Source organism: Bradyrhizobium sp. B025, from assembly GCF_042257955.1.
Taxonomy (GTDB): domain Bacteria; phylum Pseudomonadota; class Alphaproteobacteria; order Rhizobiales; family Xanthobacteraceae; genus Bradyrhizobium; species Bradyrhizobium diazoefficiens.
Genome location: NZ_CP170150.1, coordinates 1152169 through 1175544, shown reverse-complemented (window position 1 = coordinate 1175544; position 23376 = coordinate 1152169). Strand labels below are relative to the sequence as shown.

The window sequence follows — 23376 nt, the reverse complement described above, 5'->3', positions numbered from 1 at the left end:
TATCGCCTGATCAATGTTTCCATCAGCCGAATGATTTTCCACAGGAGCAGTTGGTGGCCGCGTTCGGGTTATGAAAGGTAAAGCCAGAGCTCTCCGGTGCCAGCACGAAATCGATGGTTGTGCCGGCCAGATGCTCTCGGCTCTTGCTATCGACAAACACCTTGAGCCCATCGCAGTCGATCACGGTGTCGTCAGGCTTTGGCTCATCGGCGATGCCCATCTTGTATTTGAATCCATTGCAGCCGCCTGCTTCGATCATGACGCGCAGACCACCCGCCCGCCGCTCCGAAGATGAAATCGCGCTCTTGATTGCATTGACTGCGCTATCGGTCAGGTTGATCACGTCTTTGCCTCGTCAGCTTAGGCCCAGCTAAGAGCAAGTCACGTGCCAGCGCGCAGACGCCTGATGATGCTCATTTCCGCGCCCCTTGGCTGGCAACGGATGTCGGGTTCCTGACAAGGCACGTAAGGCGGTGCCAGCCACCGGCGCGTTTTCTTTCCGAGCTTCACTGAACGCCGCCACGCAGGCGACGGCAGGCAATTTGCATCGCATCTGGCTCCGACAACGCGTCGGTGAAGAGCATAGATCAAGGACAGATTTAATGACCGCTATCGAGAACACTGCACTCGGCAGACTTGAGAAGGAGAGCCGCCTTCTCAACGCCGTATTCAAAGGCGCGACCACCAAGCCGGGTCGGTTCGGCTTTCGCGGCGACGTCGCACTAAAGTTCCAGACTCAGGTCGCGGACGAGAAACGACCGCCAGACTATTCCATTGAGCAGGTTCTGACGATCGCCCAAAACGGAGAACGCACTATCCCCGTGCTGGCCGGCTACCTACATTCCTTCGCGTATCTTGTTGACGTCGCGACCGTCCTCGACGGTGCCTTGAGCCCAATCGGCAGCTATTTCATTTTCTGCAACAACATCGATTTGCTGGCGAAGTATCGAGTTAAGCTCGGCGATATTAACTTCCACGTCTTACCCTGCGATGAATCCACGGTTTGGAAGGAGATGATGGACTTGGTCGGGCTGAACAAGGACGACATCAAGAAGCTCGATCCGGCCGGCAAGCTTGATTACCTCCTCGATGCCACAAGGGATCTCGATCTATCCTATGAGGAAATCTCGTATGACGACGGACTAAAGAGGATGGAGGCTGTGAAAAACCGCAACGAGAACCGCCCGGTCTGAGGGCGGTCTTCAGTTGTTGGCTCATGCATCGTCCTCCGCGAGATGCACACCGACGGCGCAGATGTCGCCATCCACAACTACCAACGCGATCGGCGTAAGCGCTCTACCTTGACATGGACCTTCGACGCACCGCCCGGTGCCGAGTTCGAAGGTCGAACCGTGCTTGCCGCACATCAGCCGGATACCGTTTGGATCGAGGAATTCGTTCTGCTCCCAGTCCAAATTGACGCTGTGGTGCGGGCATTTATTGACATAGCCAAGCACCTTCTTGCCCCATCGCACCACAATGACGGGCCACGGCCGGTGATTGCCGTCATCTTCGAGGACCATAAGATGAAATCCGATGGCCTGGCGGCTCGGAATGTCGTTAAAGCTGCAAATCGCATAGACGAGAGTTGGCTGCATAGGTTGCTCTTGCAAGACTTAATTGTCGCTGTGCAATTGCCCCTGCAATAACCGTACGAGCGCCGAAACGAATCGTGTCTGGTCATCCGACGCGCAAACTTGGCTATTTCAGCAGATCTCGTTGCACAGCGGCGTATATTTCAGACAAAGGAACATTGAGCCTTCTCGTTCCCTCCGTGCTAGCTGCAGAACTGCTGCTCCGCGCTCCGGGCTTGCCGGACGGCCAAACGCGGCGGATGTCGCTGCTGCTCGTTAATGGCCACGCCGCATAGCGGGGCCACGGTGCCCTCCGATGGCGTATGTCTCACGGCGTCGCGGCCTTCGCAGAAGAGCCATGTGCTCGCTTCCAGCCGGCGCAGGGCGCGCGCAGCGAGCGCGCGCCCCCTTTGAACTAAGACTGTTGCGCCCGCGCTTTGAACGGTCAAACGCCCATCACTTCAGGTTCGGTGTTGCTATTGCAGCCACCTTACTCCATGCGCGTTCGGCAACATGCACTTCAAGCAAGGTGACGGCTCATCGTGCAACAATTCGCTTTCGAAACTGAGTGTCGATATCACTGCTCTCAGCTTTCGAAAAATGGCTCAGGGTCGCCGTTGCGTTACTCCATGCTTAGCCCCGTGAAGACGCGCTCCAAATAGACTGACGGATCATCTTCGTCAGAATAGTCCGCCTGGACCGTCGATTCAGCGGCGGCATCATCATCCTCCACCTTACTAAGGTACTTCGTAGGCTTGCCTACTCGCTGCCACTGGTCGTTAGAGCTGGCCCCGCAAATTCGGACAGTAGCTTGAGTGGATTTTCTGCCTGACAGCGGCGAGGATTCTTGCTGCGAATCAGGAGCGAAGATGACGAAGAAGAGCCGCCGGACGCATTCTCCGGCATTCAAGGCGAAGGTTGCTTTGGCTGCGGTCAAAGGAGACAAGACACTGGCGGAGCTGGCGCAACTGTTTGATGTTCATCCGAACCAGATCACGATCTGGAAAAACCAGCTCCTGGAAGGCGCCGCCGGCGTGTTTGGGCATGACAAGACATCGGCCGAGACGCCGGTCGATTTGAAGGCGTTACATGCCAAGATCGGCGAGCTGGCGTTGGAAAACGATTTTTTGTCCGGCGCGCTCACCAAGGCGGGCCTGCTGAGCGCAAAGCGATGATCGACCGCGGTCATGATCTTTCTATCGTGCGCCAGGCGAAGGTCCTGAAGCTGGCTCGCAGCACGGTCTACTATGAACCTCGGCCAGTTTCGGCCGAGGACCTTGCCTTGATGCGTCGGCTCGATGAGCTGCATCTCGATTATCCCTTCGCGGGAGCGCGTATGCTGCGATCGTTGCTGCGGCGGGAGGGGGTATACGCCGGTCGCCGCCACATCGCGACGCTGATGAAGCGCATGGGGATCGAGGCGGTCTATCGTCGCCCGAACACGAGCAAGCCGGCTCCGGGTCACAAGATCTACCCGTACCTGTTGCGCGGATTGAAGATCGAGCGGCCCGACCATGCGTGGGCAATGGACATCACCTACATTCCGATGCGGCGTGGCTTCGTCTATCTCGCGGCGGTCGTCGATGTGTTCAGCCGACGGGTCCTGGCCCATCGCGTCTCGATCACAATGGAGGCGGCCTTCTGCGTCCAAGCGGTCCAGGAGGCGTTGGCGAAGCACGGCAGGCCCGAGATTTTCAACACGGATCAGGGCAGCCAGTTCACCAGCCTCGAGTTCACCGATGTGCTGCTGGACGCGAAGATCGCCATCAGCATTGCGTTGTGGCTAGGGGACGCGCCCGACGACTAGGCGCGTTGGACGGCAAGGGCGCCTGGCGCGACAACGTGTTTGTCGAGCGGCTCTGGCGCACGGTCAAATACGAAGAAGTTTATCTCCGCAATGGCCGCATGACCGTCGCCGACGATTTTGTCGTCGCTCTGGTCGGGCTACGCCCTCCCGACGCAACGACAAAATCGTAAAGCCCCGCGTTCAGCATAACCCGGCAGGAATCCACTTAAATCCAGCGGGGCGCTGTCCAAACAACCGGGGCCAGCTCTAAATATCGCCCGCGTTCTCAACCAGGGGATGAGTGACCCGAAGGTCCACCACGGACGTGAGATCGTTGCGCCCAAACTTTTCCCGGAAGGTCTCCCCCTTGATCCGAACCGGACCTCCTGCTCTCAACAGGCCAACTGTTTCGTCACCCAATTGATAGCTGAAGAAGCGCACGGGCCTGGCTGGATCATAGTGAGTGGCGCTATAGCTGCCAGCAACCGTTGCTGCCCGCTCAGCTTTCTTTGATACGAAGTCTGAGTACTCTTGCGGATTAATGGCGATGTTCATGATGTCGCGGCCCAAAAATCTCCGCAGCCCTCGATCGAAGGAACGCTGGTCGATCTCAACAATGGGCGGACCGGAATTCAGATAGTACGCCCTTGTTTCAGATGACGACCCGCCTGGCTCCATACCTGCAAGTGTTTCCGCAAAGCGGGGGCTATCTCCCGGTTCATCAACTTGATTAGCGCTTGTGGATTGGCTGGATGAGCCAACGACTCTGCCATACATCAGATCGCTCTCCTATCGGCAACATTGCACGCGATTGAGCTCATGCCGCGCAAGCTCGCGTTCATAATATACAACCTAACTGACCACAACCTGACCTAAGCATCTGCCGGCGCTCGGAGGCTGCGGCTGCGCAATCCGCAAGCGAGTCACGCACCCGCTGGCCAGCAATCGCAGGCTGATGGCGTGCGATATTGTCCGCGCTTGATCATCAAAAATGTGACGTTCAACGGCGCAGATCTGCAGCACCGCCCTTTACTTTCGGTCGTCGCTGCCATTGACCAATGCAGCCGTCTATCGAGGATCGGCGGCGTGCGCGCAGAATTGCTGCCCGGTGCTTTTGTCGCGGCGTCCGCGACTCGCACGTGCTATTGCACTGTCATCCAATTCGGAGCAGCACCATCCGGTCCCAGGATAGAATCGCGAAGACACAGGTGCCACCATCACATGCGCTTCAACGCGATCGGCGGCTATGATCGGCCGGACAATTGTAAAACCCGTGGACCGCGGCAGACTTTCGCTCCTGCCGATCCCGCAACCGAAGGCCACAGGATAGGATGAGCACGACTGGCTCCGAAGGAAGTGCCTATTCGGAAAACCGACTAGACGACCACGACGGTAATATGATCGCCCGCCCAAGGCCAAGTCGCTTTTCGAAAAAAACGCGGATCCTGCGATACGAGCGAGACTTGCAAGCAGGCGCCAGACAGCCGGTATGGCTTGCCTCGGGGCTGAGCAGCATTCGGCCATGCGCATCTCCGCTCGTTCCGTCTTGCCATTCAGGGAAAAAATCGGGCCATTCGGGCCGGCTGGCACGAGTCTCCGTTGCGGATTGACCTGATCCAGCGGGGCCTCCCTCCACGCGCTGCGGCGAACGGGAGATAGATCCCCTTCGCTCATGCAGCTGCGGCTGGGACGTGGGTCTGGCAGCTGGCCGGGCAAACCCTATCGCACGCACCGCAGCCGATGCAGGCGCCCTGATCGTTCAGAACCATAATCTTTTTTTCGACTTCATCGTCCGCGTCATTGTCAAGGTTGACGAGTTCGCCCTCCTCGTTGATGCCTTTCAAAGTCATGACATCTTGACCGCACACCTTGAAACAGCGGCCACAGCCGATGCACTTCTTGGCATCGATCGAGGCTAGGTATTGTGGCATCCAGTCGCGGCCGTCTCGCGTTGCAAATGACATGCATTGCCCTTCAAGTATTTTCCAGCTCTTTTAGCTCGCGACTCTTGCGCTCCAGTTCGACATAGACATCGTACGCCTTCTGCGCCACCGCCATAATCGACGTCCAGTTGATGGGCAATTCTTCCGAAAGGTCGTGCAGATCCATCTTGGCCTGTATCGCCTTGGCGGACACTTTCTTTAGTTCGGCCTTCAGTATTTCACTGATCGCCCATGAGTGAGTATCCTCAATAGTTAGCCACGTCTGGAAATTTCCGAATCAGGCCAATTCCCTCGCTGACATATCTATCCCCCTCTTGAGCCAGCTTGACGCAATTATCGAATCCCAAGCGATGCACGTCGCGCAGCTGCTTGTTTACGGCGACCAACCGCCCTGCGATGAGCACTATGCGCCCGAAGCCTTCATGATGCAGCTTCAGGATCGGCTGAACCATAATGCCGGTCTCCCTCTCTACTGACAGGCCGACCGCATTGAAGAACAACTCAAGCCGCCATAGTGTATTGGGATCGGGATCACCGATGATCGGCAATGCGCGTCGTCTCTCCCTGTTCAGGATAGGGTTCGAGCAGATCAAGGTCGCTCTTCCCTTCCCAGGCTTCATTGGTATCCTGGGCGCGCCAAAGCTTGACTAACTCGATTAGAAATGGTGCGTCGACGACGCTGCCCTGCTGCGCTATTTTTGCGGTCATATCATCTCATTCGTCGAACTCAAACGATCGCGGTTGGTCCTTTGCAAGGACCTTGCGCAGCCAGGGAGGTGGCGTGCCCTTCAGCACCGACTCGAGCTTTTCCAGCAACACGTGAATGCTTTCCGGTTTGCTCACCTTGATAGGATGAATTTTGCTGGCCACCACTCGCGCAGCCGCGGCACCACCAATGGCCGCGACGTATAGGATGGCGCAATCCTTGATCGCCTGGATCTTTGGCGCCAACTTGTCACCACTGCCGTCCTCCTCAAGATCGCCCTCAAACTCGATAGCTTTAAGAAAGACATGCCCGCTGGGCGCGACATCGTAGATTGCAATATTCTTTGCCCAGCCAAAATGAGCATCGACGCGTCTCAGATCCTGAGTGGCAAAAGCGACCTTCATGCAATTGACCTTTCAGGCGCGCCAGTGGAGCGGCGATGCCCCACGTGTTGTGGCAGTCCGGGCGTGGTCCGCCACCTATCGGGTGTAGGTCGGTCATTCTCGTCGCGATGCGCGATCACGAGATTGGCGATTTGGAAGATCACATTGCGGGTACCACGATAGCCGACGGATACTTGGTGGCCCGCGCCAAGCCGATCGAATATCGGAAAACCTACGCGATAGAACGGCACTTTCAGCCGCCCCGCCGCTTGCCTTCCATGCGAATGCGTGATCAGCAGATCGCAATGCTTTTCTTTTGCAAATCCTTCCAGATCTTCGAGGTCACCAATGAGAACCTCCTTGGTCCTGATTCGCTCGATCACCTCAGACTGAGTGGTCGTCACGGCGACGGTCACCTGCGCGCCCATATCGTGCAGCATGCCGGATAAATCGAACAGAAGGTCTGGCTCGGCACCGATCGCGACTTTGCGGCCGCCAATATGGAAGTGCGCGTCCAACATAGCATCGGCGAGCTGACTGCGCTGGCGTCGATATTTCGAGGGTATCGGGCGCCCGCTAATCTCGCTCAAAAACATCATGAAATCGTCGTTTGGATGAAGACCACACAGTCGCTCGAACACACGAAAAGGCACCCCGGTTTTAGTCTGCATGACCTCAGCCGCGCGCTGCATCTGCGCACCGATTGCAATGGTCCACCCTGCGCGCCCCATGCTCGCGATCTCGTCGACGTCAATGCCGCCGATGGTCGTTGACGTAAACTCATCGGGGATATGCCCGTCGAGCGATCCCGCCAAGTCAGGGAGAAAGGAGGGGTACAATCCGAAATCCTCCAGCAAGGCACGGAGTTCATCAAGGTCGCCGGGCGTCAGGTGACACCCCGGTAGAACATTTACCTTCGAGGGGTCCCGCAGGCCATTGGCACTTGGCCGGTCCACCAGCACCTCCACCATGCGTGCAACTGCCTTCTCCCACCCATCCTGGAACGCGCCCTTGAAATCAGGCGTTGATACATATACGAGCGGCAACTTTGTGAGTTGCGGATACGCACTCCGGATTAGTTTGAGGTACGCTTCCACATCGTCGCCGTTGGTCTCGGTGACACCGGTCGAGCAGATTCCGATGATCTTCGGCTTAGCGCGCTTGGAGATGTTAAGTATCGCCTGCTCCAAATTTTCATATCCGCCGAGTACGGTCGCGACCTCGCTCATCGCGGTGGTCTGCAGCGGTATTGCTTCTTTGAAGTGCCGGACAAAGAGCGTGAGACCGAAGGATGTGCACCCCTGTGAGCCGTGCAGAAGCGGCATCGCACCGCGCAGCCCCATGAAGGCGTATGCGCCGCCGATCGGCTGGCTCATCTTCAGCGGGTTGACAACGCAGGCTTTTGTCGGCGCCGTGACCAGGGCCATGGCGACTCCCTACTCTGCGGCCTGTCGCATATCAGATGGCTCGGACATCAACATATCTTCGATGCGTCCTTGACAGCAGCCACCGGCCGCATTGGTATGCTCTCGGACCGCTGCGACGCTCCTCAAGCCGTGCACGGAGATTGCGTCCTCAATCGTGCCCAGATCAACCCTGTTACACACGCAGATATTCCTCGCGCGGCGCGCTGTTTCGGCGAGGACCGGATCGCCGGCGATCGCGGCCATGGACTGCATCTGCTCCCGCGCTTTGGCCAAAGCCTCCCATGGCGCTGGCCGACGTAGCTGCTCCCACATCGGGCTTGAGAGCGAATTATCGATCTCCTCCACCAGCTTGACTATTCCGGCATAGCCCATATAGGCGTGGCAACGCTCCTGGTTGATATCGACCCATGGCACCGCCGCCTTCAGCGCGACAAATTGCGACTTGCCGCCCGATAGCATGATGTCCGCTTCTGCGTCCTTCAACATCTTGTACATTTCGCGCGCAGTCATGTCGTCGATCATGTGGGCATCCTGCCCCATGAGCTCCTTGATGCGCTCCTTGTCTTCCATGGTCGATTTCTTCACACTGGTTCCGACTAATTCCAGCCCGGCTTCCTGGAGCGCCGAGACGACCGACCATGACTTGACACCGCCGGTCATTAACAAGGCCCTTTTGCCTTCGAGTCGCGGCTTGTACGGCTGGATGGCAGCCCACGCCCGCGCTTCCTCGCGCGCGATCACCGCTTCGGTGCGCCCGAGCAGATCTGCCGGGGCGCCGCGCTCAACCAATAAGCGGGCGATCTGGCGTAGCGATTCGCTTGAATCCTGAATACCGTAGAACGACCCCTCGAAGAATGGGATCCCGTAACGTTGCTCCATCTTGCGTGCCACGTTGATCATGGATTTTGAGCACACCAACATTGCCGCCCGCGCGCGATGAGATGAAGCGACTTCGCGGTATTTGCCATCGCCCGAAATGCAGCAGAGAATTCGCACTCCAAGCTCGTCTAACACTGGCTTCACCTGCCAGAGCTCTCCTGAAAGGTTGTATTCTCCGATCAGATTGATGTCGTACGGCGTGGTGTAGTCCGGTTCTCGCGTGCCGATCACGTAGTCGAGCAAGGCTTCGCCCGCGAGCTTGTTACCGAGGTTTTTCGAACCGGCGAAGCCCGGAGAATTGATCGGGATCACCGGTTTTGAGAATCTTCGCGACGCTGCCTTGCAGACTGCATTGATGTCATCGCCGATCATCGCCGGGATGCAGGTTTGATAGACGAAGATTGCGGGCGGATCGCACTTGTCGATGATCTCCTTGATCGCTTTGCACAGCCGCTTCTCGCCTCCGAATACAATATCGGTTTCGCTCAAATCGGTTGTGAAAGCGGTGCGCCACAAATCCGAGCCGGACGACGCCGCGCCGCGATTGTCCCAGGAATTACCTTCGCACGCGATCGGGCCATGTACCAAGTGAGCGACATCGGTGAACGGCTGCAGCGCAACCTTCGCGCCGTCGAAAGCACAGCCACCCGCAGCGCTACCCGGCTGCAACTGTCTGGTACAGCCGTTCCTGCGTTCCGCCTCAGACTTACTGCCATTCTTGGCGCAGCCCGGCTCGTCGAAGATATCCTGGACCGTGGCCGCCAGTGAACTCATCCTGCTTCCTCTCAGGGCAACAAATTGTAAACTCAACCGTTATGTGCTCGTGCCATCGTCCAGTCCTGGACGATGGCACGTGTAGTTGCTCATCAACGAATGATGTCGAAGCTGTAGTCGGTTTTGCCAAGAATGTTGGTCTTGTTGTCGATCTCGTCGAAGATCTTGTCCAGGATCTTGACCAGCACATTCAGACCGCCCTGATAGCCCCATATGGGGGAGCGGTGATGGTGATGCCGGTCGAAAATCGGAAAGCCGATGCGGATCAGTGGCGTTGCGGTATCACGCTCCAGATACTTCCCATAGGTGTTGCCAATCAGAAAATCGACCGGCTCGGTGAACAAGAGTGAACGCATGTGCCAGAGATCCCGCCCCGGATAGACTTGGCAGCCCTGTCCAAATGGCGAGCTTGCAAGCAGCGCCTGCATTTTCTCCTGCCACGCTTTGTTGCCATTGGTGGACAGCACATGGGTCGGCTCGGCGCCGAGTTCGAGCAGAAACGCAGCCAATCCATAGCAAAGATCCGGATCGCCATAGATCGCGAACTTTTTGCCATGAACATGAGCGCTTGAGTCGGCAATGGCATCAACCAAGCGGCCACGTTCTCGCGCGAGTTGCTCCGGAATCTCCTTGCCGCTGATGCGTGACAGCGCGACGATAAAGTCATCCGTTGCTGATAAGCCTACCGGGTAGTTGAAGGATAGAACGTCCTGGCCATGCTCTGCCGCAAATGACAGCGTTTTTTCCGTGCACCATTGCTGCATGGAGATGGTCGCCTTGGCGTGAATCGCGTTCGCCGCATCCTTCAGCGTCGTACCACCGTCATACATCCGGAATTCGCCGTCTGTCGGAGTGTCGAACACTTCAGAATTGTCGGCGAGAACTGTGTGCTGGATGCCCATCAATTCCAAGATGCGCTTAATCTCGCGAAGGTTCCCGACGGTATATCCATCGAACCCGCCAATGATGTTGATCGCTCCATTCGGTTTGCGCTCCAGCTTCGGCGCTGTTCCGGCCTTGCCGTCCCAAAAATGCTCCAGAATGCCTTTGAGGGCATTGTCGTAGCCGGTGACGTGACTGCCAACGAATGCGGGCGTGTGGGCGAACGGCACGTCGAAGTCTGCCGGAACCGAGCCCTTTTCTTTCGACGTCTTGATGAAGGCGTTCAGGTCATCGCCGATCACTTCGGCCATGCAGGTTGTGGAAACCGCAATCATCTTGGGCTTGTACATCTTGTAGCTGTTCGCGAGCCCGTCGGTCATGTTGTTCAGACCGCCGAATACGGCAGCATCTTCCGTCATTGACGAAGAGACACAGGAGCTAGGCTCCTTGAAGTGCCGCGACAAATGACTGCGGTAATAGGCCACACAGCCTTGGCTGCCGTGGACGAAGGGCAGCGTGCGCTCAAAGCCGACAGAGGCGAATACGGCGCCAAGCGGCTGACACGCCTTCGCCGGATTTACCGCCAGCGCCTCCCGCGCGAAGTTTTTTTCGCGATATTCGGCCGTTTTGGTCCATTCCTTGATACGTTCGACCTCGGCAGGATCGCGCGGATTCTCGAATATCTTCTTCTTCGCCAGCATTTGCTGGTATTCTGGACCGCGGAACAGTTCGACATGATCGAGCACGTGTTCGGCACTCTGCGGCATCGGTGAAATCCTTCACTATCAGATTGGAATCGCCCGGGCTTTCCCGGAGAGCGAGACGAGTTGCGTTATTCTGCAGCTTGGAGCTTGGCGCTCGGCGCTTCCTTCCAGGGAGCTTTCGTTCTTTTCCAAATTGGCGAGTTGACGGCCATGTCCATGTCGCGCGCGAAGATCGCAAAGCCGTCATAACCGTGATATGGACCCGAATAGTCCCACGAATGCATCTGCCGGAACGGCACACTCATCTTTTGGAAAACGTACTTTTCCTTGATGCCTGAGCCGACAAGATCAGGCTGGAGTTTTTCGACGAAGCGCTCGAACTCATAGCCATTGACGTCATCATAGATGAGGGTGCTGTCTTTCACGTAGTGCTGAGCTGTGCGCTGATAGTCGTCGTTGTGACCGAACTCGTAGCCAGTGCCAATGACGTCCATCCCGAGGTCCTCGTACGCGCCAATCACATGACGCGGACGAAGGCCGCCGACGTACAGCATCACCGTCTTGCCCTCGAGGCGCGGGCGATATTTTGCAATCACGGCGTCCACCAGCGGCTGATACTTCTCGATCACTCGCTCGGCGCCTTCCTTGATCTCGTCGTCAAAATAACCCGCAATCCTGCGCAGTGAGTCCGCGATCTTTGAAGGTCCGAAGAAGTTGTACTCGCACCAAGGGATGCCGAACTTCTCTTCCATGTGGCGTGAGATATAGTTCATGGAACGGTAGCAATGCAGAATGTTGAGCTTTGCCTTCGGCGTTGCTTCGAGCTCGGCCAGTGAACCGTCGCCGGACCACTGCGCGATTACCCGTAGTCCCATCTCTTCAAGCAGAATTCGCGACGACCAAGCATCGCCGCCGATATTGTAGTCTCCGATGATCGCAACATCGTATGGTGTCGGCTCGAACTTTGGTTTGCCCTCGGCCTCGATATGCCCGAAAATCCAATCGCGTACCGCATCGTTTGCAATGTGATGGCCTAGTGACTGCGACACACCCCGAAAGCCCTCACAACGGACCGGCACGATGGTCTTGCCTCCATATTCTTTGGATTTCGCCCTTGACACCGCCTCGATATCGTCACCGATCAACCCTACCGGGCACTCTGATTGTATCGTAATGCCGTTGTTGAGTGGAAACAGCTCTTGGATTTCATCAAGGATTTTGTCCAGTTTCTTGTCGCCGCCAAATACGATATCCTTTTCCTGGAAGTCGGAGGTGAACTGCAGAGTCACGAAGCTATCGATGCCCGTGGTGCCAACGTAATAGTTGCGCCGCGAGCCCCATGAATATTGGCCGCAGCCAACCGGGCCATGGCTGATATGAACCATGTCCTTGATTGGTCCCCAGACCACCCCCTTCGACCCTGCATAGGCGCACCCTCTTATCGTCATCACGCCGGGTATGGATTTGATGTTGGACTTCACCCCGCAGTCCGACTTACCTGCTTGGTGCACGTTGAGGTGCTTGGCACGCCTTTTCGCGGTTTTCTCCGGATAGACCTTCAGCACCTCCTCGATCAGCTCTTTGTTGCGAGCCCTGATTTCTGCGACGCTGTTGGTCGTGGCGAGACTCATCTGGTGTCCTTTAAAAGGTTAGCTGTTGGGAGGGCGGCTTCTTGATCCAAGACTTTGCAACCGGCATGCCAGGGTCTCATGAGCACTAAAACTAGAACAACAACAGTTTCTTAGCGCGACTTGTACGGTGACGGGCTGTTGTTGCGAATCCGACATCTCGCCTTTGCGAGGGACTCTTGGTTTGGCGGTGTTCGAAATGGAACAAGGCGGCCGCGCGTGAAATTCACGGCGGAGTTTTTGAGTTTATGCGCGACAGCAACGCTCTGCGGTGTAAGGCGGAAGCAGGCCGCAAGTCTGGCTTCCAATCCTTCATACTTATTGAAACCTACAGGTGCTCACCTGCGATGTAATGACGTGCGCGATCTCGCGCTCTAGATCTCAAGGCGAGCTACCTCGACGCCACGTGAACTTCTTAGGCTCGTTAGATCACACGAGCATCGTCGCGCCTTGATAAGGGGCACGCACGATCACATCGATGTCTTCGCGTGCGTTGTACATGCCGAGGGACACAGAGCTGGCCCCGCAAATTCGGACAGTAGCTTGAGTGGATTTTCTGCCTGACAGCGGCGAGGATTCTTGCTGCGAATCAGGAGCGAAGATGACGAAGAAGAGCCGCCGGACGCATTCTCCGGCATTCAAGGCGAAGGTTGCTTTGGCTGCGGTCAAAGGCGGCAAGACACTGGCGGAGCTGGCGCAACTGTTTGATGTTCATCCGAACCAGATCACGATCTGGAAAAACCAGCTCCTGGAAGGCGCCGCCGGCGTGTTTGGGCATGACAAGACATCGGCCGAGACGCCGGTCGATTTGAAGGCGTTACATGCCAAGATCGGCGAGCTGGCGTTGGAAAACGATTTTTTGTCCGGCGCGCTCACCAAGGCGGGCCTGCTGAGCGCAAAGCGATGATCGACCGCGGTCATGATCTTTCTATCGTGCGCCAGGCGAAGGTCCTGAAGCTGGCTCGCAGCACGGTCTACTATGAACCTCGGCCAGTTTCGGCCGAGGACCTTGCCTTGATGCGTCGGCTCGATGAGCTGCATCTCGATTATCCCTTCGCGGGAGCGCGTATGCTGCGATCGTTGCTGCGGCGGGAGGGCGTATACGCCGGTCGCCGCCACATCGCGACGCTGATGAAGCGCATGGGGATCGAGGCGGTCTATCGTCGCCCGAACACGAGCAAGCCGGCTCCGGGTCACAAGATCTACCCGTACCTGTTGCGCGGATTGAAGATCGAGCGGCCCGACCATGCGTGGGCAATGGACATCACCTACATTCCGATGCGGCGTGGCTTCGTCTATCTCGCGGCGGTCGTCGATGTGTTCAGCCGACGGGTCCTGGCCCATCGCGTCTCGATCACAATGGAGGCGGCCTTCTGCGTCGAAGCGGTCCAGGAGGCGTTGGCGAAGCACGGCAGGCCCGCGATTTTCAACACGGATCAGGGCAGCCAGTTCACCAGCCTCGAGTTCACCGATGTGCTGCTGGACGCGAAGATCGCCATCAGCATGGACGGCAAGGGCGCCTGGCGCGACAACGTGTTTGTCGAGCGGCTCTGGCGCACGGTCAAATACGAAGAAGTTTATCTCCGCGCCTACGACAGCGTGTCCGAGGCGCGAGCGTCAATTGCCAAGTATCTGGCCTTCTACAATCAGGGACGCCCTCACTCGAGCCTTGACGGGCGCACGCCCGACGAGGCTTACTTCGGCACGCAAGCTATGGTGATGGCCGCATGACCGTCGCCGACGATTTTGTCGTCGCTCTGGTCGGGCTACGCCCTCCCGACGCAACGACAAAATCGTAAAGCCCCGCGTTCAGCATAACCCGGCAGGAATCCACTTAAATCCAGCGGGGCGCTGTCCAAACAACCGGGGCCAGCTCTCTTCGAACACGGGGCTAGTCCCCGGAATCAGAGCTGAGTGATACGGCGGCCTTTGAAACGGCGTTGACGGACCTTTTTCTTGGTCCAGACGAAGGGCTCGGCTCTGTCGTTGTATGCGTTGACGTAGGTATCGATGTGTTCCTGAAGCTGCTTGAGGCTCGTGAAGGAGGTGCCGCTGAGCGACTGCCCCTGCAAGATGGAAAACCATACTTCGACCTGATTGAGCCATGACGCACTTGTCGGCGTGAAATGAAATTGCACGTTGGGGTGGGCCTTGAGCCAGTCCTCGTTCTTTTTATGGGTGTTGAGGTTGTCGAGGATGACGTGAAGCTTGCGGTTCGGAAAAGTCGCGGTGACGCTGTTCATGAAATCGAGAAACTCGACGCGGCGCCGGCGTTTTGAATGGGTCGCGATGATCTTTCCGGTGGCGACTTCGAGCGCCGCAAACAATGTTGTGGTGCCATGCCGCTTGTAATCGTGGCTTTGGCCGGTTAAGGCGCGGCCATTGGGCAACTTCAGATAACCCTGCGCTCGCTCCAAAGCCTGGATCGAGGGCTTCTCGTCCACGCACAGCACAATGGCCTTCGCCGGCGGCGCGACATAGAGGCCGACAACATCGGCGGCTTTGGCCGTAAAGTTCGGGTCGTTGCTCTCGCACCAGGACTTGCGAGCCACCAGGTCAATCTTGTGGCTGCGCAGGAACCGCCAGACATATTGGACATCGACATCGCCCAGCGCCTCGGCCAGCAGGGGGCCGGTCCAGCGCGCAAACCCTTGCGGTGGCGGCTTATCCAGCAGCTTCAGAATCCGCTTGTCGGTCGTCTTCGTATAGATCGGCTGCTTGCCAGGCCGCGGCTTGTCTTGCAGCCCTTCAAGGCCATGGTCGGCATAGCGATGCCGCCAAAGGCTGACAATCCGCGGCTGGACCCCAACTTCCTTGGCGATCGACCGGGTGCTGCGCCCATCCGCCGCCAACAGAACTATCCGCGCCCGCTTCAAATCGCGCTGCAACGTCACCGGTGAGCGACAGCACGCCTCAAGCACCTTGCGATCTTTCCTCGAAAGGTGGACTTCTCTTGCTTCGGGTATCATCCCGACCTTGAATCACGACTCACGTTCCAAGAAAAGTGGGTACTAGCGAGCGAGGAAAACGGGAGACGGGTCGCAAAGGCGGCTGTTTTGGATATTATCTTCATCATGCTTCGTGCAGGAGCCCCTCTCATCGGCTGCCGCTCCTATGCGGGCACGCAAGTATCTGGCACGGGGCAAACCACGGCGCACTTTGGCGCGTCAGAATGCCCCTCACATTGGGTACACTGGGACGGATTGATCACATAGATGTCGTTCTTCAGGCTAATCGCGGCATTGGGACACTCGAACTCGCACGCACCGCAGACCGTGCATTGGGATGCGATTATCTTGTAGGCCATCAGTGCTATTCCATAAGCAAAAGGTGCGGAACAGTTTCTTGCTATCAAGTCTTGTGCCAGACATCTTGAGCTTGATTCATCTGAAGAAATTTCGATAACGCAGGTCGCCGACCCGATACGGTGTCGCAAATCCTACAACGAACATGACAATCTGATCTCGATCCTGTGGTTTGCGCATGATCGGTGTCACGGCCGTCAGCGATCAGGTAAACCACCTTCTCCAGCATTAGGGAACGATCCGAGATCCTTAAGGCCGCCTGCCGCGGCTATGATCGATGTGTCGCGACATCATGGAGCTGTCCGGGCAAGTATCAGGTCGCCCGCGGCGCATCTTGTCGGCTTCACTCAATGGGACCGGAAGGTACATCGTCTCCCTATCCTGGCGGCGGTTGAGGCAGGCGTTCGTCCGGTGATCCTCTGCTTCGTTCCGCACTCCTAATCAATACTGGCGGAGGTCAGTTGATTAATAGCCGAAAAAAAGAGCCACCCCGAAGGGTGGCCTTAGTCAGGGAGGAAACGCCCATGAGGGCCTCTGGGATCAGGCCGCAGCCTGTTCGATCGGGGAGAAGGGCAGCCCGAGGCTCTCGGCCACCGCCTTGTATGTTAGCCGGCCCCGATGGACGTTGAGGCCTGCGCGCAGATGTGGATTCTCGAGTACGGCGGAAAAACCCTTGTTGGCCAGAGCCAAACCAAACGGCAGGGTCGCGTTATTCAGTGCCTGGCTCGAGGTTAGCGGCACGGCACCCGGCATATTGGCCACACAATAATGAATGATGCCATCTACTTCGTATGTTGGATCAGCGTGAGTGGTTGGGCGCGATGTCTCAAAGCAGCCGCCCTGATCGATAGCGACGTCCACGAGTACGGCTCTCTTGCGCATTGAGCTCAGCATGCTCCGGCGGACCAGCTTCGGAGCGCTTGCCCCTGGGACGAGCACCGCACCAATCACCACGTCCGCCGCAAATACCTCTTCCTCCACGGATTCGATGGTCGAAAACCTAGTGCGAACCCGTCCTTCGAATAGCTCGTCCAGCTCACGGAGCCGGATGATCGAACGATCGATGATGGTCACCTCTGCGCCCAGACCAGCCGCCATGCGCGCGGCGTGCGTACCGACGACCCCACCTCCAATCACCACGATTCGGGCAGGCTGAACCCCGGGCACCCCACCGATCAGCAGCCCTCGCCCCCCTGTACTCCGCTTTAGAGCGCTACCCGCCGCTTCGATCGAAAGCCTGCCCGCGACCTCGCTCATCGGCGCCAGCAGTGGAAGACCACCATGAGCATCAGTTACGGTCTCATAGGCGATTGCAATGCATCCAGATTTCAAGAGGCCGGCAGCCTGTTCCGGGTCCGGGGCCAAGTGCAAATAGGTGAACAGGATTTGATCCTCACGCAGCTGGGACCATTCGGCCGGCTGAGGCTCCTTGACCTTTACGATCATCTCGCTCGATGCGAATACCTCAGCTGCCGAAGTTAAGATCGTTGCGCCGGCATTGCGATAATCGCCATCGGTTGCACCAATGCCAGCGCCGGCATTGGTCTCGATCATCACGCGGTGGCCCGCTGCCACGTATTCACGGGCAGCTCCTGGGGTAAGGCCCACGCGATATTCGTGCGCCTTGATTTCCTTTGGAACTCCGACCTTCATTTGAATACTCCCTGCCTGACGCGCCTTCTTATCGGAAGCGCGCAGCGATATCGCGACGCAGCCGGGCAAAATGGCGCAGGAATTCAGCGATATTTGCGAGGCTTCGCAGGATTTCAAACCCAGGGGTGCTGGGTAGATCGTGTGATCCTGTTCGCTGAACTTAGCCGTCGAAAACTGCGCGATGCCGGTGAATCGTTCCGAATTGCAGTCGCGGCCCGCAGAAAAGCCAACAACCGAAATCCAGCCTCGCCGAACTCCTCAAGCAGCAAAGACGGCAATTTGCCAATTAGGTAGGATTGCCTATCAAGCGAAACGCTTGTTGAGCTGAGGGCTAATGGCGTTGTCAGTAAATGGCGGCCAAGAAATGGACGTTGCGCAGCCTGTTCAACAGATCCGAGGCAATTGTTCCCCCCACAGCCAGTCGACGATTCGCCGGCCGCCGAAATCGGTCGTCATCTGCACAAATTTGTGATCGTCAGCCTCCGCCTCACCGATATCGGCCGCATTGGACCCGAGGGGGTGCGCCTTCATGGCTGCGAGAACGGCATCGGCAGAATCCGGCGCCACGATCGCGACGAGCTTGCCTTCGTTGGCAACATGGATCGGTTCGAGTCCAAGCAGTTCGCAGGTAGCCGCAACCGCAGGCTTCACCGGAATCATCGATTCCTGCAGATGGAAGCCGAGCTCTGATTGAAGCGCGATCTCATTGAGAGCCGCAGCGAGCCCGCCGCGCTTAGGGTCGCGCATCACCCGGATGCCGCCACCGCCAGCGGCAACCATGGCCGCAGCGAGACTATGCAACGCTGCTGAGTCGGAGACGATTTCGGTTTGAAATGCAACGTTCTGACGCTTTGACATGATCGCCACCCCATGATCACCGAGGCTACCGGACAGCAGCACACGGTCCCCGACCTTTGCCTTGTCAGCGGAAAGATCGAGCCCATCGGCCACCAGCCCGATCCCGGTCATAGAGATGAACAGACCGTCCGCCTTGCCACGCTCGACCACCTTGGTATCCCCGGCAATGATATAGACGCCGGCGGCACATGCCGCCGCGCCCATCGACTCCGCGATCGTCTTGAGATCCGAAAACCGGAAACCCTCCTCGATGATAAAGCTGGCCGACAAATAGAGAGGACGCGCACCGGACATCGCGATGTCATTAATCGTGCCGCGCACAGCCAATGACCCGATGTTGCCGCCAGGAAAGAACAGTGGCGAAATCACATAGCCATCAGTCGTCATCACCATCCTGCCTGCGGTAACATCGAACGCCGACTGATCATTGGAGCCGGCGAGCCATTCATTACCGAAGGCCTGATGAAAGAGGCCGGAGATTAGCTGTGCCATGGCACGGCCTCCGGCCCCGTGGGAAAGTTCAACGCGTCCGTTCTCCACATCGAGCTTGCGTTGATAGGCTTTCACGCTCATGACGTCTGCCTCGCCTGCTCATCGCGAACTCGGCGATAGGTCCAATACGCCGCACAAGCTCCTTCTGATGACACCATGCAGGCTCCTATGGGCGTTTCCGGCGTGCAGATATTGCCAAACAACTTGCAATCGATCGGCCGTTTGGCGCCACGCAGGATCGCGCAGCATTCGCAGGCCGGATTGTCTGCGACACGCAGGTCATGGATCGCAAAGCGCGTCTCGGCGTCGAATTTTGCATATGATTGCTTCAGCTTCAGTCCGCTGTTGGGTACCAGTCCAAGCCCGCGCCATTCAAACTGCTCACGCAGCTCGAAGACCTGCGAGACCTCCTCCTTGGCGCGCCGGTTGCCTTCGCGTGTCACTGCACGGCTGTATTGGTTTTCCACCTCGTGGCGGTTTTGGTTCACTTGCCGCACCAGCATCAGGACAGCCTGCAGCACGTCGAGGGGTTCAAATCCGGCGACCACGATCGGCTTCTCGAATTGTTCCGCCATGGGCTCGTAAGGCTGCGTACCGACAATGGTGCTGACATGTGCAGGCCCGATGAAGCCGTCAATGGGGACCCCGCCCGTGTTGCGGATCTTCGGGTTCTCGAGAATGCGGTGCATCGCAGAGGGCGTAAGAACGTGATTGCAGAACACGCTAAGGCCCTCGAGCCGCTTGTGCTCGGCAATCCTGATCATGACCGCCGTCGGGGGCGTCGTGGTCTCAAATCCGATGGCAAAGAAGACCACTTCGCGGCCCGGCGTCTGTTCGGCGAGCCGGATAGCGTCGAGGGTCGAGTAGACCATCCGAATGTGGGCACCCAGCGCTTTGGCAAGCAACAGGGACTGCCCTTGCGACCCAGGCGCGCGCATCAGGTCGCCGTAGACGCACAGAATGACCTCTGGCCGCTCGGCGAGCCGGATCGCCATGTCGATACGGCTCGCCGGCAGAACGCAGACGGGACAACCGGGCCCGTGGATCATCCGAACGTTCGCGGGCAGCAGATCCTCAAGACCGTAGCGGGAGATTGCATGAGTGTGTCCACCGCAAAATTCCACGAACCGGTAGGCTCGTTGTGAACTGACCTCAGCGTCAATTGCTCGCGCAAGTTCCTGCGCGATAGTCTTGTCGCGAAATTCGCTGGAATATTTCACGATCGGCATTCCTTCGCAGCGCCTAGCTCCTGCAGGAGCTCTAGCGTGCGCTTGGCTTCCGCCGGATCGATCTTAGCGAGCGCATAGCCGACATGGACCAGGACGAAATCGCCGACGTCGAGCTCGTCGAGGAGGGCAATCGATATCTCCAGGTTGACGCCATCGATGAACACGAGGGCCATTTCGTTGGGAAGAATTTTCGCGATCTTTGCCGGAACCGAAAGACACATATCAGGCAGCTCCTGCCCGGCGGGCGGCTGTTGAGCAATCTTTAGAGCCGCAATCCAGGCCTGGCCGAGGCTCAAACCGCCGTCATTGGGCGGCAGCCGTCGCGGTACCAGGGGGGTAAGACCGGCATCGCTGCACCCCCGCGGGATTTTGTCCGCCAGCACCGCGTTCAGGAAGCAGCCGCCGCTCAGAACCACGGTATTGATGCCGGTTGTCCGCGCAGAGCGTGTGACCCAGTCAACGCAGGCAGCGGCTAACGTGCCATGAAACAGCCCGGCTCCTCCGGCAGCGTCAATGTCATCAGCAATCAAACGTGAAAATAGCGGACCAAGGGACAGCACGCCGCCCTCGATCGTCCAGCCGGCTTCCAGAATCGTAGTACCCCGCACCAGCGCTTCGAGCTTCAACGCTGCTTCGCCGTCATAGCTCTGCAGATTCGCAATACCTAGCAGCGCCGCTGCCGCGTCGAACAACCGTCCCGCACTGGTCGTGGTGGTCCCGCCCGGCTGATCGAGCAAGTCCGACAGACAGCCGGCTTGCCGCTGCGCGGCAAAGCGCTGCCCGATTTCGTTACCCCGGCCGAGCCCGTGTAATACTGCGCTGGCCATGCGCCACGGCTCGCGGGCTGCACGATCTCCACCCGGTATCTGCAGGGGCGCTAAGTGCCCGATGCGCTGGGACGACGTCTCTTCGCACAACAATAATTCGCCACCCCAGTTACCGCCGTCGGAGCCAAAGCCATGGCCATCGAGCACCAGGGCAAGCGCAGGTCCCGCATGGCCGTGCTCAGCGATTACTGCGGCAGCGTGTGCATGGTGATGCTGAACCGCGACTAGCGCGCGAGCATTTGCTTCCGCAAACCGGGTAGAAGCCATATCGGGATGCAAATCATGGGCGACGGCGACAGGCTCCACGCCGAGGCTCGATGTGAGGTGCCGGATCGTCTTCTCGAACGCACGGATGCTTTCGGCCGTATTTAGATCGCCAATATGCTGAGAGACGAACGCTTGGTCGTCCCGCGTGATGGTGACGGTCGACTTCAGTATCCCGCCGACGGCGAGCACGGGCGGGACAGACCTTGCAAGCCGAATTGGCTCGGGAACATAGCCGCGAGCACGACGGATGAATTGGTCCCGGCCAGCGGCCACCGAAACCACGGAATCATCAGCGCACGCCAAGATATCGCGATCATGGGTCACGACCAGGTCGGCGACCCCCTTGAGCTGTCTCAACGCCTCCACGTTATCGATCAGCAGGGGTTCGCCGTAGAGATTTGCACTGGTGACAACGATGACCGGGCCAGCCTCTCCACGCTGCGGCAACGCGGCAATAAACTCAGACGTACGGTGCCCCTCGACCTCGATGAGAACGCCCTCGGGACCATTGATGACAAATCCCGCCAATCCGTACCGCATGGCTAGTCCATAGACGTAGGGACGAAAGCCAACCCCTTGCACTGCTCCACTCACGCGCACGCGCAGTCGCTTTCGATCGCAGGTGGCTGCGGCGCTCATCGCCTTGCGTCCTCTAAGGCGCGCCTCTGACGGCGCGCCTGCCTGTTGATCCAGGCGTAGAGCGCGCCAAAGCCCTCGCCAGTACGAGCCGAAACGACAAGCACGTCAATCTTTGGGTTGACCCGTCTGGCATACTCAGAGCTGGCCCCGGTTGTTTGGACAGCGCCCCGCTGGATTTAAGTGGATTCCTGCCGGGTTATGCTGAACGCGGGGCTTTACGATTTTGTCGTTGCGTCGGGAGGGCGTAGCCCGACCAGAGCGACGACAAAATCGTCGGCGACGGTCATGCGGCCATCACCATAGCTTGCGTGCCGAAGTAAGCCTCGTCGGGCGTGCGCCCGTCAAGGCTCGAGTGAGGGCGTCCCTGATTGTAGAAGGCCAGATACTTGGCAATTGACGCTCGCGCCTCGGACACGCTGTCGTAGGCGCGGAGATAAACTTCTTCGTATTTGACCGTGCGCCAGAGCCGCTCGACAAACACGTTGTCGCGCCAGGCGCCCTTGCCATCCATGCTGATGGCGATCTTCGCGTCCAGCAGCACATCGGTGAACTCGAGGCTGGTGAACTGGCTGCCCTGGTCCGTGTTGAAAATCGCGGGCCTGCCGTGCTTCGCCAACGCCTCCTGGACCGCTTCGACGCAGAAGGCCGCCTCCATTGTGATCGAGACGCGATGGGCCAGGACCCGTCGGCTGAACACATCGACGACCGCCGCGAGATAGACGAAGCCACGCCGCATCGGAATGTAGGTGATGTCCATTGCCCACGCATGGTCGGGCCGCTCGATCTTCAATCCGCGCAACAGGTACGGGTAGATCTTGTGACCCGGAGCCGGCTTGCTCGTGTTCGGGCGACGATAGACCGCCTCGATCCCCATGCGCTTCATCAGCGTCGCGATGTGGCGGCGACCGGCGTATACCCCCTCCCGCCGCAGCAACGATCGCAGCATACGCGCTCCCGCGAAGGGATAATCGAGATGCAGCTCATCGAGCCGACGCATCAAGGCAAGGTCCTCGGCCGAAACTGGCCGAGGTTCATAGTAGACCGTGCTGCGAGCCAGCTTCAGGACCTTCGCCTGGCGCACGATAGAAAGATCATGACCGCGGTCGATCATCGCTTTGCGCTCAGCAGGCCCGCCTTGGTGAGCGCGCCGGACAAAAAATCGTTTTCCAACGCCAGCTCGCCGATCTTGGCATGCAACGCCTTCAAATCGACCGGCGTCTCGGCCGATGTCTTGTCATGCCCAAACACGCCGGCGGCGCCTTCCAGGAGCTGGTTTTTCCAGATCGTGATCTGGTTCGGATGAACATCAAACAGTTGCGCCAGCTCCGCCAGTGTCTTGTCTCCTTTGACCGCAGCCAAAGCAACCTTCGCCTTGAATGCCGGAGAATGCGTCCGGCGGCTCTTCTTCGTCATCTTCGCT

The 23376-nt window shown here is 58.2% G+C and carries 19 protein-coding genes and 2 pseudogenes; 3 read left to right on the top strand and 18 right to left on the bottom strand.

The window, feature by feature from the left end:
• Window positions 1-22: 22 nt before the first annotated feature.
• On the bottom strand, window positions 23-343 hold the full coding sequence (locus ACE10W_RS05625; RefSeq protein WP_011084564.1) for an iron-sulfur cluster assembly accessory protein: 321 nt from the start codon (window positions 341-343) through the stop codon (window positions 23-25).
• Between the two features lie 259 nt (window positions 344-602).
• Between ACE10W_RS05625 and ACE10W_RS05620 the strand changes: the two genes are divergently transcribed.
• On the top strand, window positions 603-1193 hold the full coding sequence (locus ACE10W_RS05620) for a hypothetical protein (RefSeq protein WP_014497969.1): 591 nt from the start codon (window positions 603-605) through the stop codon (window positions 1191-1193).
• Window positions 1194-1214: 21 nt separating this feature from the next.
• Here ACE10W_RS05620 and ACE10W_RS05615 read toward each other — a convergent pair whose 3' ends face one another.
• The gene (locus ACE10W_RS05615; RefSeq protein ID WP_018647465.1) at window positions 1215-1598 is read right to left on the bottom strand and encodes a Rieske (2Fe-2S) protein; all 384 of its coding nucleotides are present in this window, start codon (window positions 1596-1598) and stop codon (window positions 1215-1217) included.
• Window positions 1599-2443: 845 nt separating this feature from the next.
• Between ACE10W_RS05615 and ACE10W_RS05610 the strand changes: the two are divergent.
• Window positions 2444-3470: pseudogene (locus ACE10W_RS05610) on the top strand (IS3 family transposase); the annotation flags it as partial.
• 157 nt (window positions 3471-3627) lie between these two features.
• Here ACE10W_RS05610 and ACE10W_RS05605 read toward each other — a convergent pair.
• From ACE10W_RS05605 to nifD, 9 genes and pseudogenes are all read right to left on the bottom strand, one after another.
• A complete protein-coding gene (locus ACE10W_RS05605) occupies window positions 3628-4137 on the bottom strand; it encodes a hypothetical protein (protein WP_304550871.1) in 510 nt (169 codons plus the stop codon).
• Between the two features lie 893 nt (window positions 4138-5030).
• A complete protein-coding gene (fdxB, locus tag ACE10W_RS05600; RefSeq protein WP_011084559.1) occupies window positions 5031-5324 on the bottom strand; it encodes a ferredoxin III, nif-specific in 294 nt (97 codons plus the stop codon).
• Window positions 5325-5334: 10 nt separating this feature from the next.
• A complete protein-coding gene (locus ACE10W_RS05595) occupies window positions 5335-5496 on the bottom strand; it encodes a CCE_0567 family metalloprotein (RefSeq protein ID WP_011084558.1) in 162 nt (53 codons plus the stop codon).
• 52 nt (window positions 5497-5548) lie between these two features.
• Window positions 5549-6011: pseudogene (locus ACE10W_RS05590) on the bottom strand (NifX-associated nitrogen fixation protein).
• A gap of 6 nt (window positions 6012-6017) precedes the next feature.
• Window positions 6018-6413, bottom strand: coding sequence for a nitrogen fixation protein NifX (gene nifX / locus ACE10W_RS05585; RefSeq protein WP_011084556.1), 396 nt, complete (start codon window positions 6411-6413; stop codon window positions 6018-6020).
• Window positions 6410-7819: a nitrogenase iron-molybdenum cofactor biosynthesis protein NifN gene (nifN, locus tag ACE10W_RS05580; RefSeq protein WP_011084555.1), complete on the bottom strand. Its 1410-nt coding sequence runs from the start codon at window positions 7817-7819 to the stop codon at window positions 6410-6412. Before nifN ends, nifX begins: the two co-directional genes overlap by 4 nt.
• Window positions 7820-7828: 9 nt before the next feature.
• Window positions 7829-9472: a nitrogenase iron-molybdenum cofactor biosynthesis protein NifE gene (gene nifE, locus ACE10W_RS05575; RefSeq protein WP_011084554.1), complete on the bottom strand. Its 1644-nt coding sequence runs from the start codon at window positions 9470-9472 to the stop codon at window positions 7829-7831.
• 92 nt (window positions 9473-9564) lie between these two features.
• The gene (gene nifK / locus ACE10W_RS05570) at window positions 9565-11121 is read right to left on the bottom strand and encodes a nitrogenase molybdenum-iron protein subunit beta (RefSeq protein ID WP_011084553.1); all 1557 of its coding nucleotides are present in this window, start codon (window positions 11119-11121) and stop codon (window positions 9565-9567) included.
• 65 nt (window positions 11122-11186) lie between these two features.
• Complete coding sequence (gene nifD, locus ACE10W_RS05565) at window positions 11187-12689, bottom strand: nitrogenase molybdenum-iron protein alpha chain (protein ID WP_018648292.1); 1503 nt, start codon at window positions 12687-12689, stop codon at window positions 11187-11189.
• A gap of 598 nt (window positions 12690-13287) precedes the next feature.
• On the opposite strand from nifD, the gene ACE10W_RS05560 reads away from it, so the two are divergent.
• Window positions 13288-14417 (top strand): IS3-like element ISRj2 family transposase gene (locus ACE10W_RS05560; RefSeq protein ID WP_375762585.1). Its coding sequence is split into 2 segments (ribosomal slippage): window positions 13288-13540 and window positions 13540-14417, totalling 1131 coding nucleotides; the frame shifts between segments, so codons are not numbered across the junction.
• Window positions 14418-14590: 173 nt separating this feature from the next.
• Here the strand turns inward: ACE10W_RS05560 and ACE10W_RS05555 are convergent.
• From ACE10W_RS05555 to ACE10W_RS05525, 7 genes are all read right to left on the bottom strand, one after another.
• Window positions 14591-15655 (bottom strand): IS630-like element ISRj1 family transposase, encoded by a 1065-nt coding sequence (locus ACE10W_RS05555; RefSeq protein ID WP_039183858.1) that lies wholly within the window; start codon window positions 15653-15655, stop codon window positions 14591-14593.
• A gap of 143 nt (window positions 15656-15798) precedes the next feature.
• The gene (locus tag ACE10W_RS05550; protein ID WP_011084548.1) at window positions 15799-15993 is read right to left on the bottom strand and encodes a 4Fe-4S binding protein; all 195 of its coding nucleotides are present in this window, start codon (window positions 15991-15993) and stop codon (window positions 15799-15801) included.
• A gap of 538 nt (window positions 15994-16531) precedes the next feature.
• Window positions 16532-17644, bottom strand: a complete 1113-nt coding sequence (gene ald / locus ACE10W_RS05545) for an alanine dehydrogenase (protein ID WP_011084547.1) — start codon at window positions 17642-17644, stop codon at window positions 16532-16534.
• A gap of 384 nt (window positions 17645-18028) precedes the next feature.
• Complete coding sequence (gene hypE, locus ACE10W_RS05540; RefSeq protein ID WP_026312944.1) at window positions 18029-19075, bottom strand: hydrogenase expression/formation protein HypE; 1047 nt, start codon at window positions 19073-19075, stop codon at window positions 18029-18031.
• Entirely contained in the window at window positions 19072-20214 is a 1143-nt protein-coding gene (hypD, locus tag ACE10W_RS05535; protein ID WP_026312945.1) for a hydrogenase formation protein HypD, read from the bottom strand. The genes hypE and hypD overlap by 4 nt, the downstream gene beginning before the upstream one ends.
• The gene (hypC, locus tag ACE10W_RS05530; RefSeq protein ID WP_011084544.1) at window positions 20211-21956 is read right to left on the bottom strand and encodes a HypC/HybG/HupF family hydrogenase formation chaperone; all 1746 of its coding nucleotides are present in this window, start codon (window positions 21954-21956) and stop codon (window positions 20211-20213) included. Before hypC ends, hypD begins: the two co-directional genes overlap by 4 nt.
• Window positions 21957-22239: 283 nt before the next feature.
• Window positions 22240-23369 (bottom strand): IS3-like element ISRj2 family transposase gene (locus ACE10W_RS05525; protein WP_109866565.1). Its coding sequence is split into 2 segments (ribosomal slippage): window positions 22240-23117 and window positions 23117-23369, totalling 1131 coding nucleotides; the frame shifts between segments, so codons are not numbered across the junction.
• Window positions 23370-23376 lie beyond the last annotated feature (7 nt).

Coding starts and splice junctions, on each gene's coding strand:
- ACE10W_RS05620 (WP_014497969.1), top strand. CDS start 603: ATGACCGCTATCGAGAACACTGCACTCGGCAGACTTGAGAAGGAGAGC.
- ACE10W_RS05615 (WP_018647465.1), bottom strand. CDS start 1,598: ATGCAGCCAACTCTCGTCTATGCGATTTGCAGCTTTAACGACATTCCG.
- ACE10W_RS05605 (WP_304550871.1), bottom strand. CDS start 4,137: ATGTATGGCAGAGTCGTTGGCTCATCCAGCCAATCCACAAGCGCTAAT.
- fdxB (WP_011084559.1), bottom strand. CDS start 5,324: ATGTCATTTGCAACGCGAGACGGCCGCGACTGGATGCCACAATACCTA.
- nifX (WP_011084556.1), bottom strand. CDS start 6,413: ATGAAGGTCGCTTTTGCCACTCAGGATCTGAGACGCGTCGATGCTCAT.
- nifN (WP_011084555.1), bottom strand. CDS start 7,819: ATGGCCCTGGTCACGGCGCCGACAAAAGCCTGCGTTGTCAACCCGCTG.
- nifE (WP_011084554.1), bottom strand. CDS start 9,472: ATGAGTTCACTGGCGGCCACGGTCCAGGATATCTTCGACGAGCCGGGC.
- nifK (WP_011084553.1), bottom strand. CDS start 11,121: ATGCCGCAGAGTGCCGAACACGTGCTCGATCATGTCGAACTGTTCCGC.
- nifD (WP_018648292.1), bottom strand. CDS start 12,689: ATGAGTCTCGCCACGACCAACAGCGTCGCAGAAATCAGGGCTCGCAAC.
- ACE10W_RS05555 (WP_039183858.1), bottom strand. CDS start 15,655: ATGATACCCGAAGCAAGAGAAGTCCACCTTTCGAGGAAAGATCGCAAG.
- ACE10W_RS05550 (WP_011084548.1), bottom strand. CDS start 15,993: ATGGCCTACAAGATAATCGCATCCCAATGCACGGTCTGCGGTGCGTGC.
- ald (WP_011084547.1), bottom strand. CDS start 17,644: ATGAAGGTCGGAGTTCCAAAGGAAATCAAGGCGCACGAATATCGCGTG.
- hypE (WP_026312944.1), bottom strand. CDS start 19,075: ATGAGCGTGAAAGCCTATCAACGCAAGCTCGATGTGGAGAACGGACGC.
- hypC (WP_011084544.1), bottom strand. CDS start 21,956: ATGAGCGCCGCAGCCACCTGCGATCGAAAGCGACTGCGCGTGCGCGTG.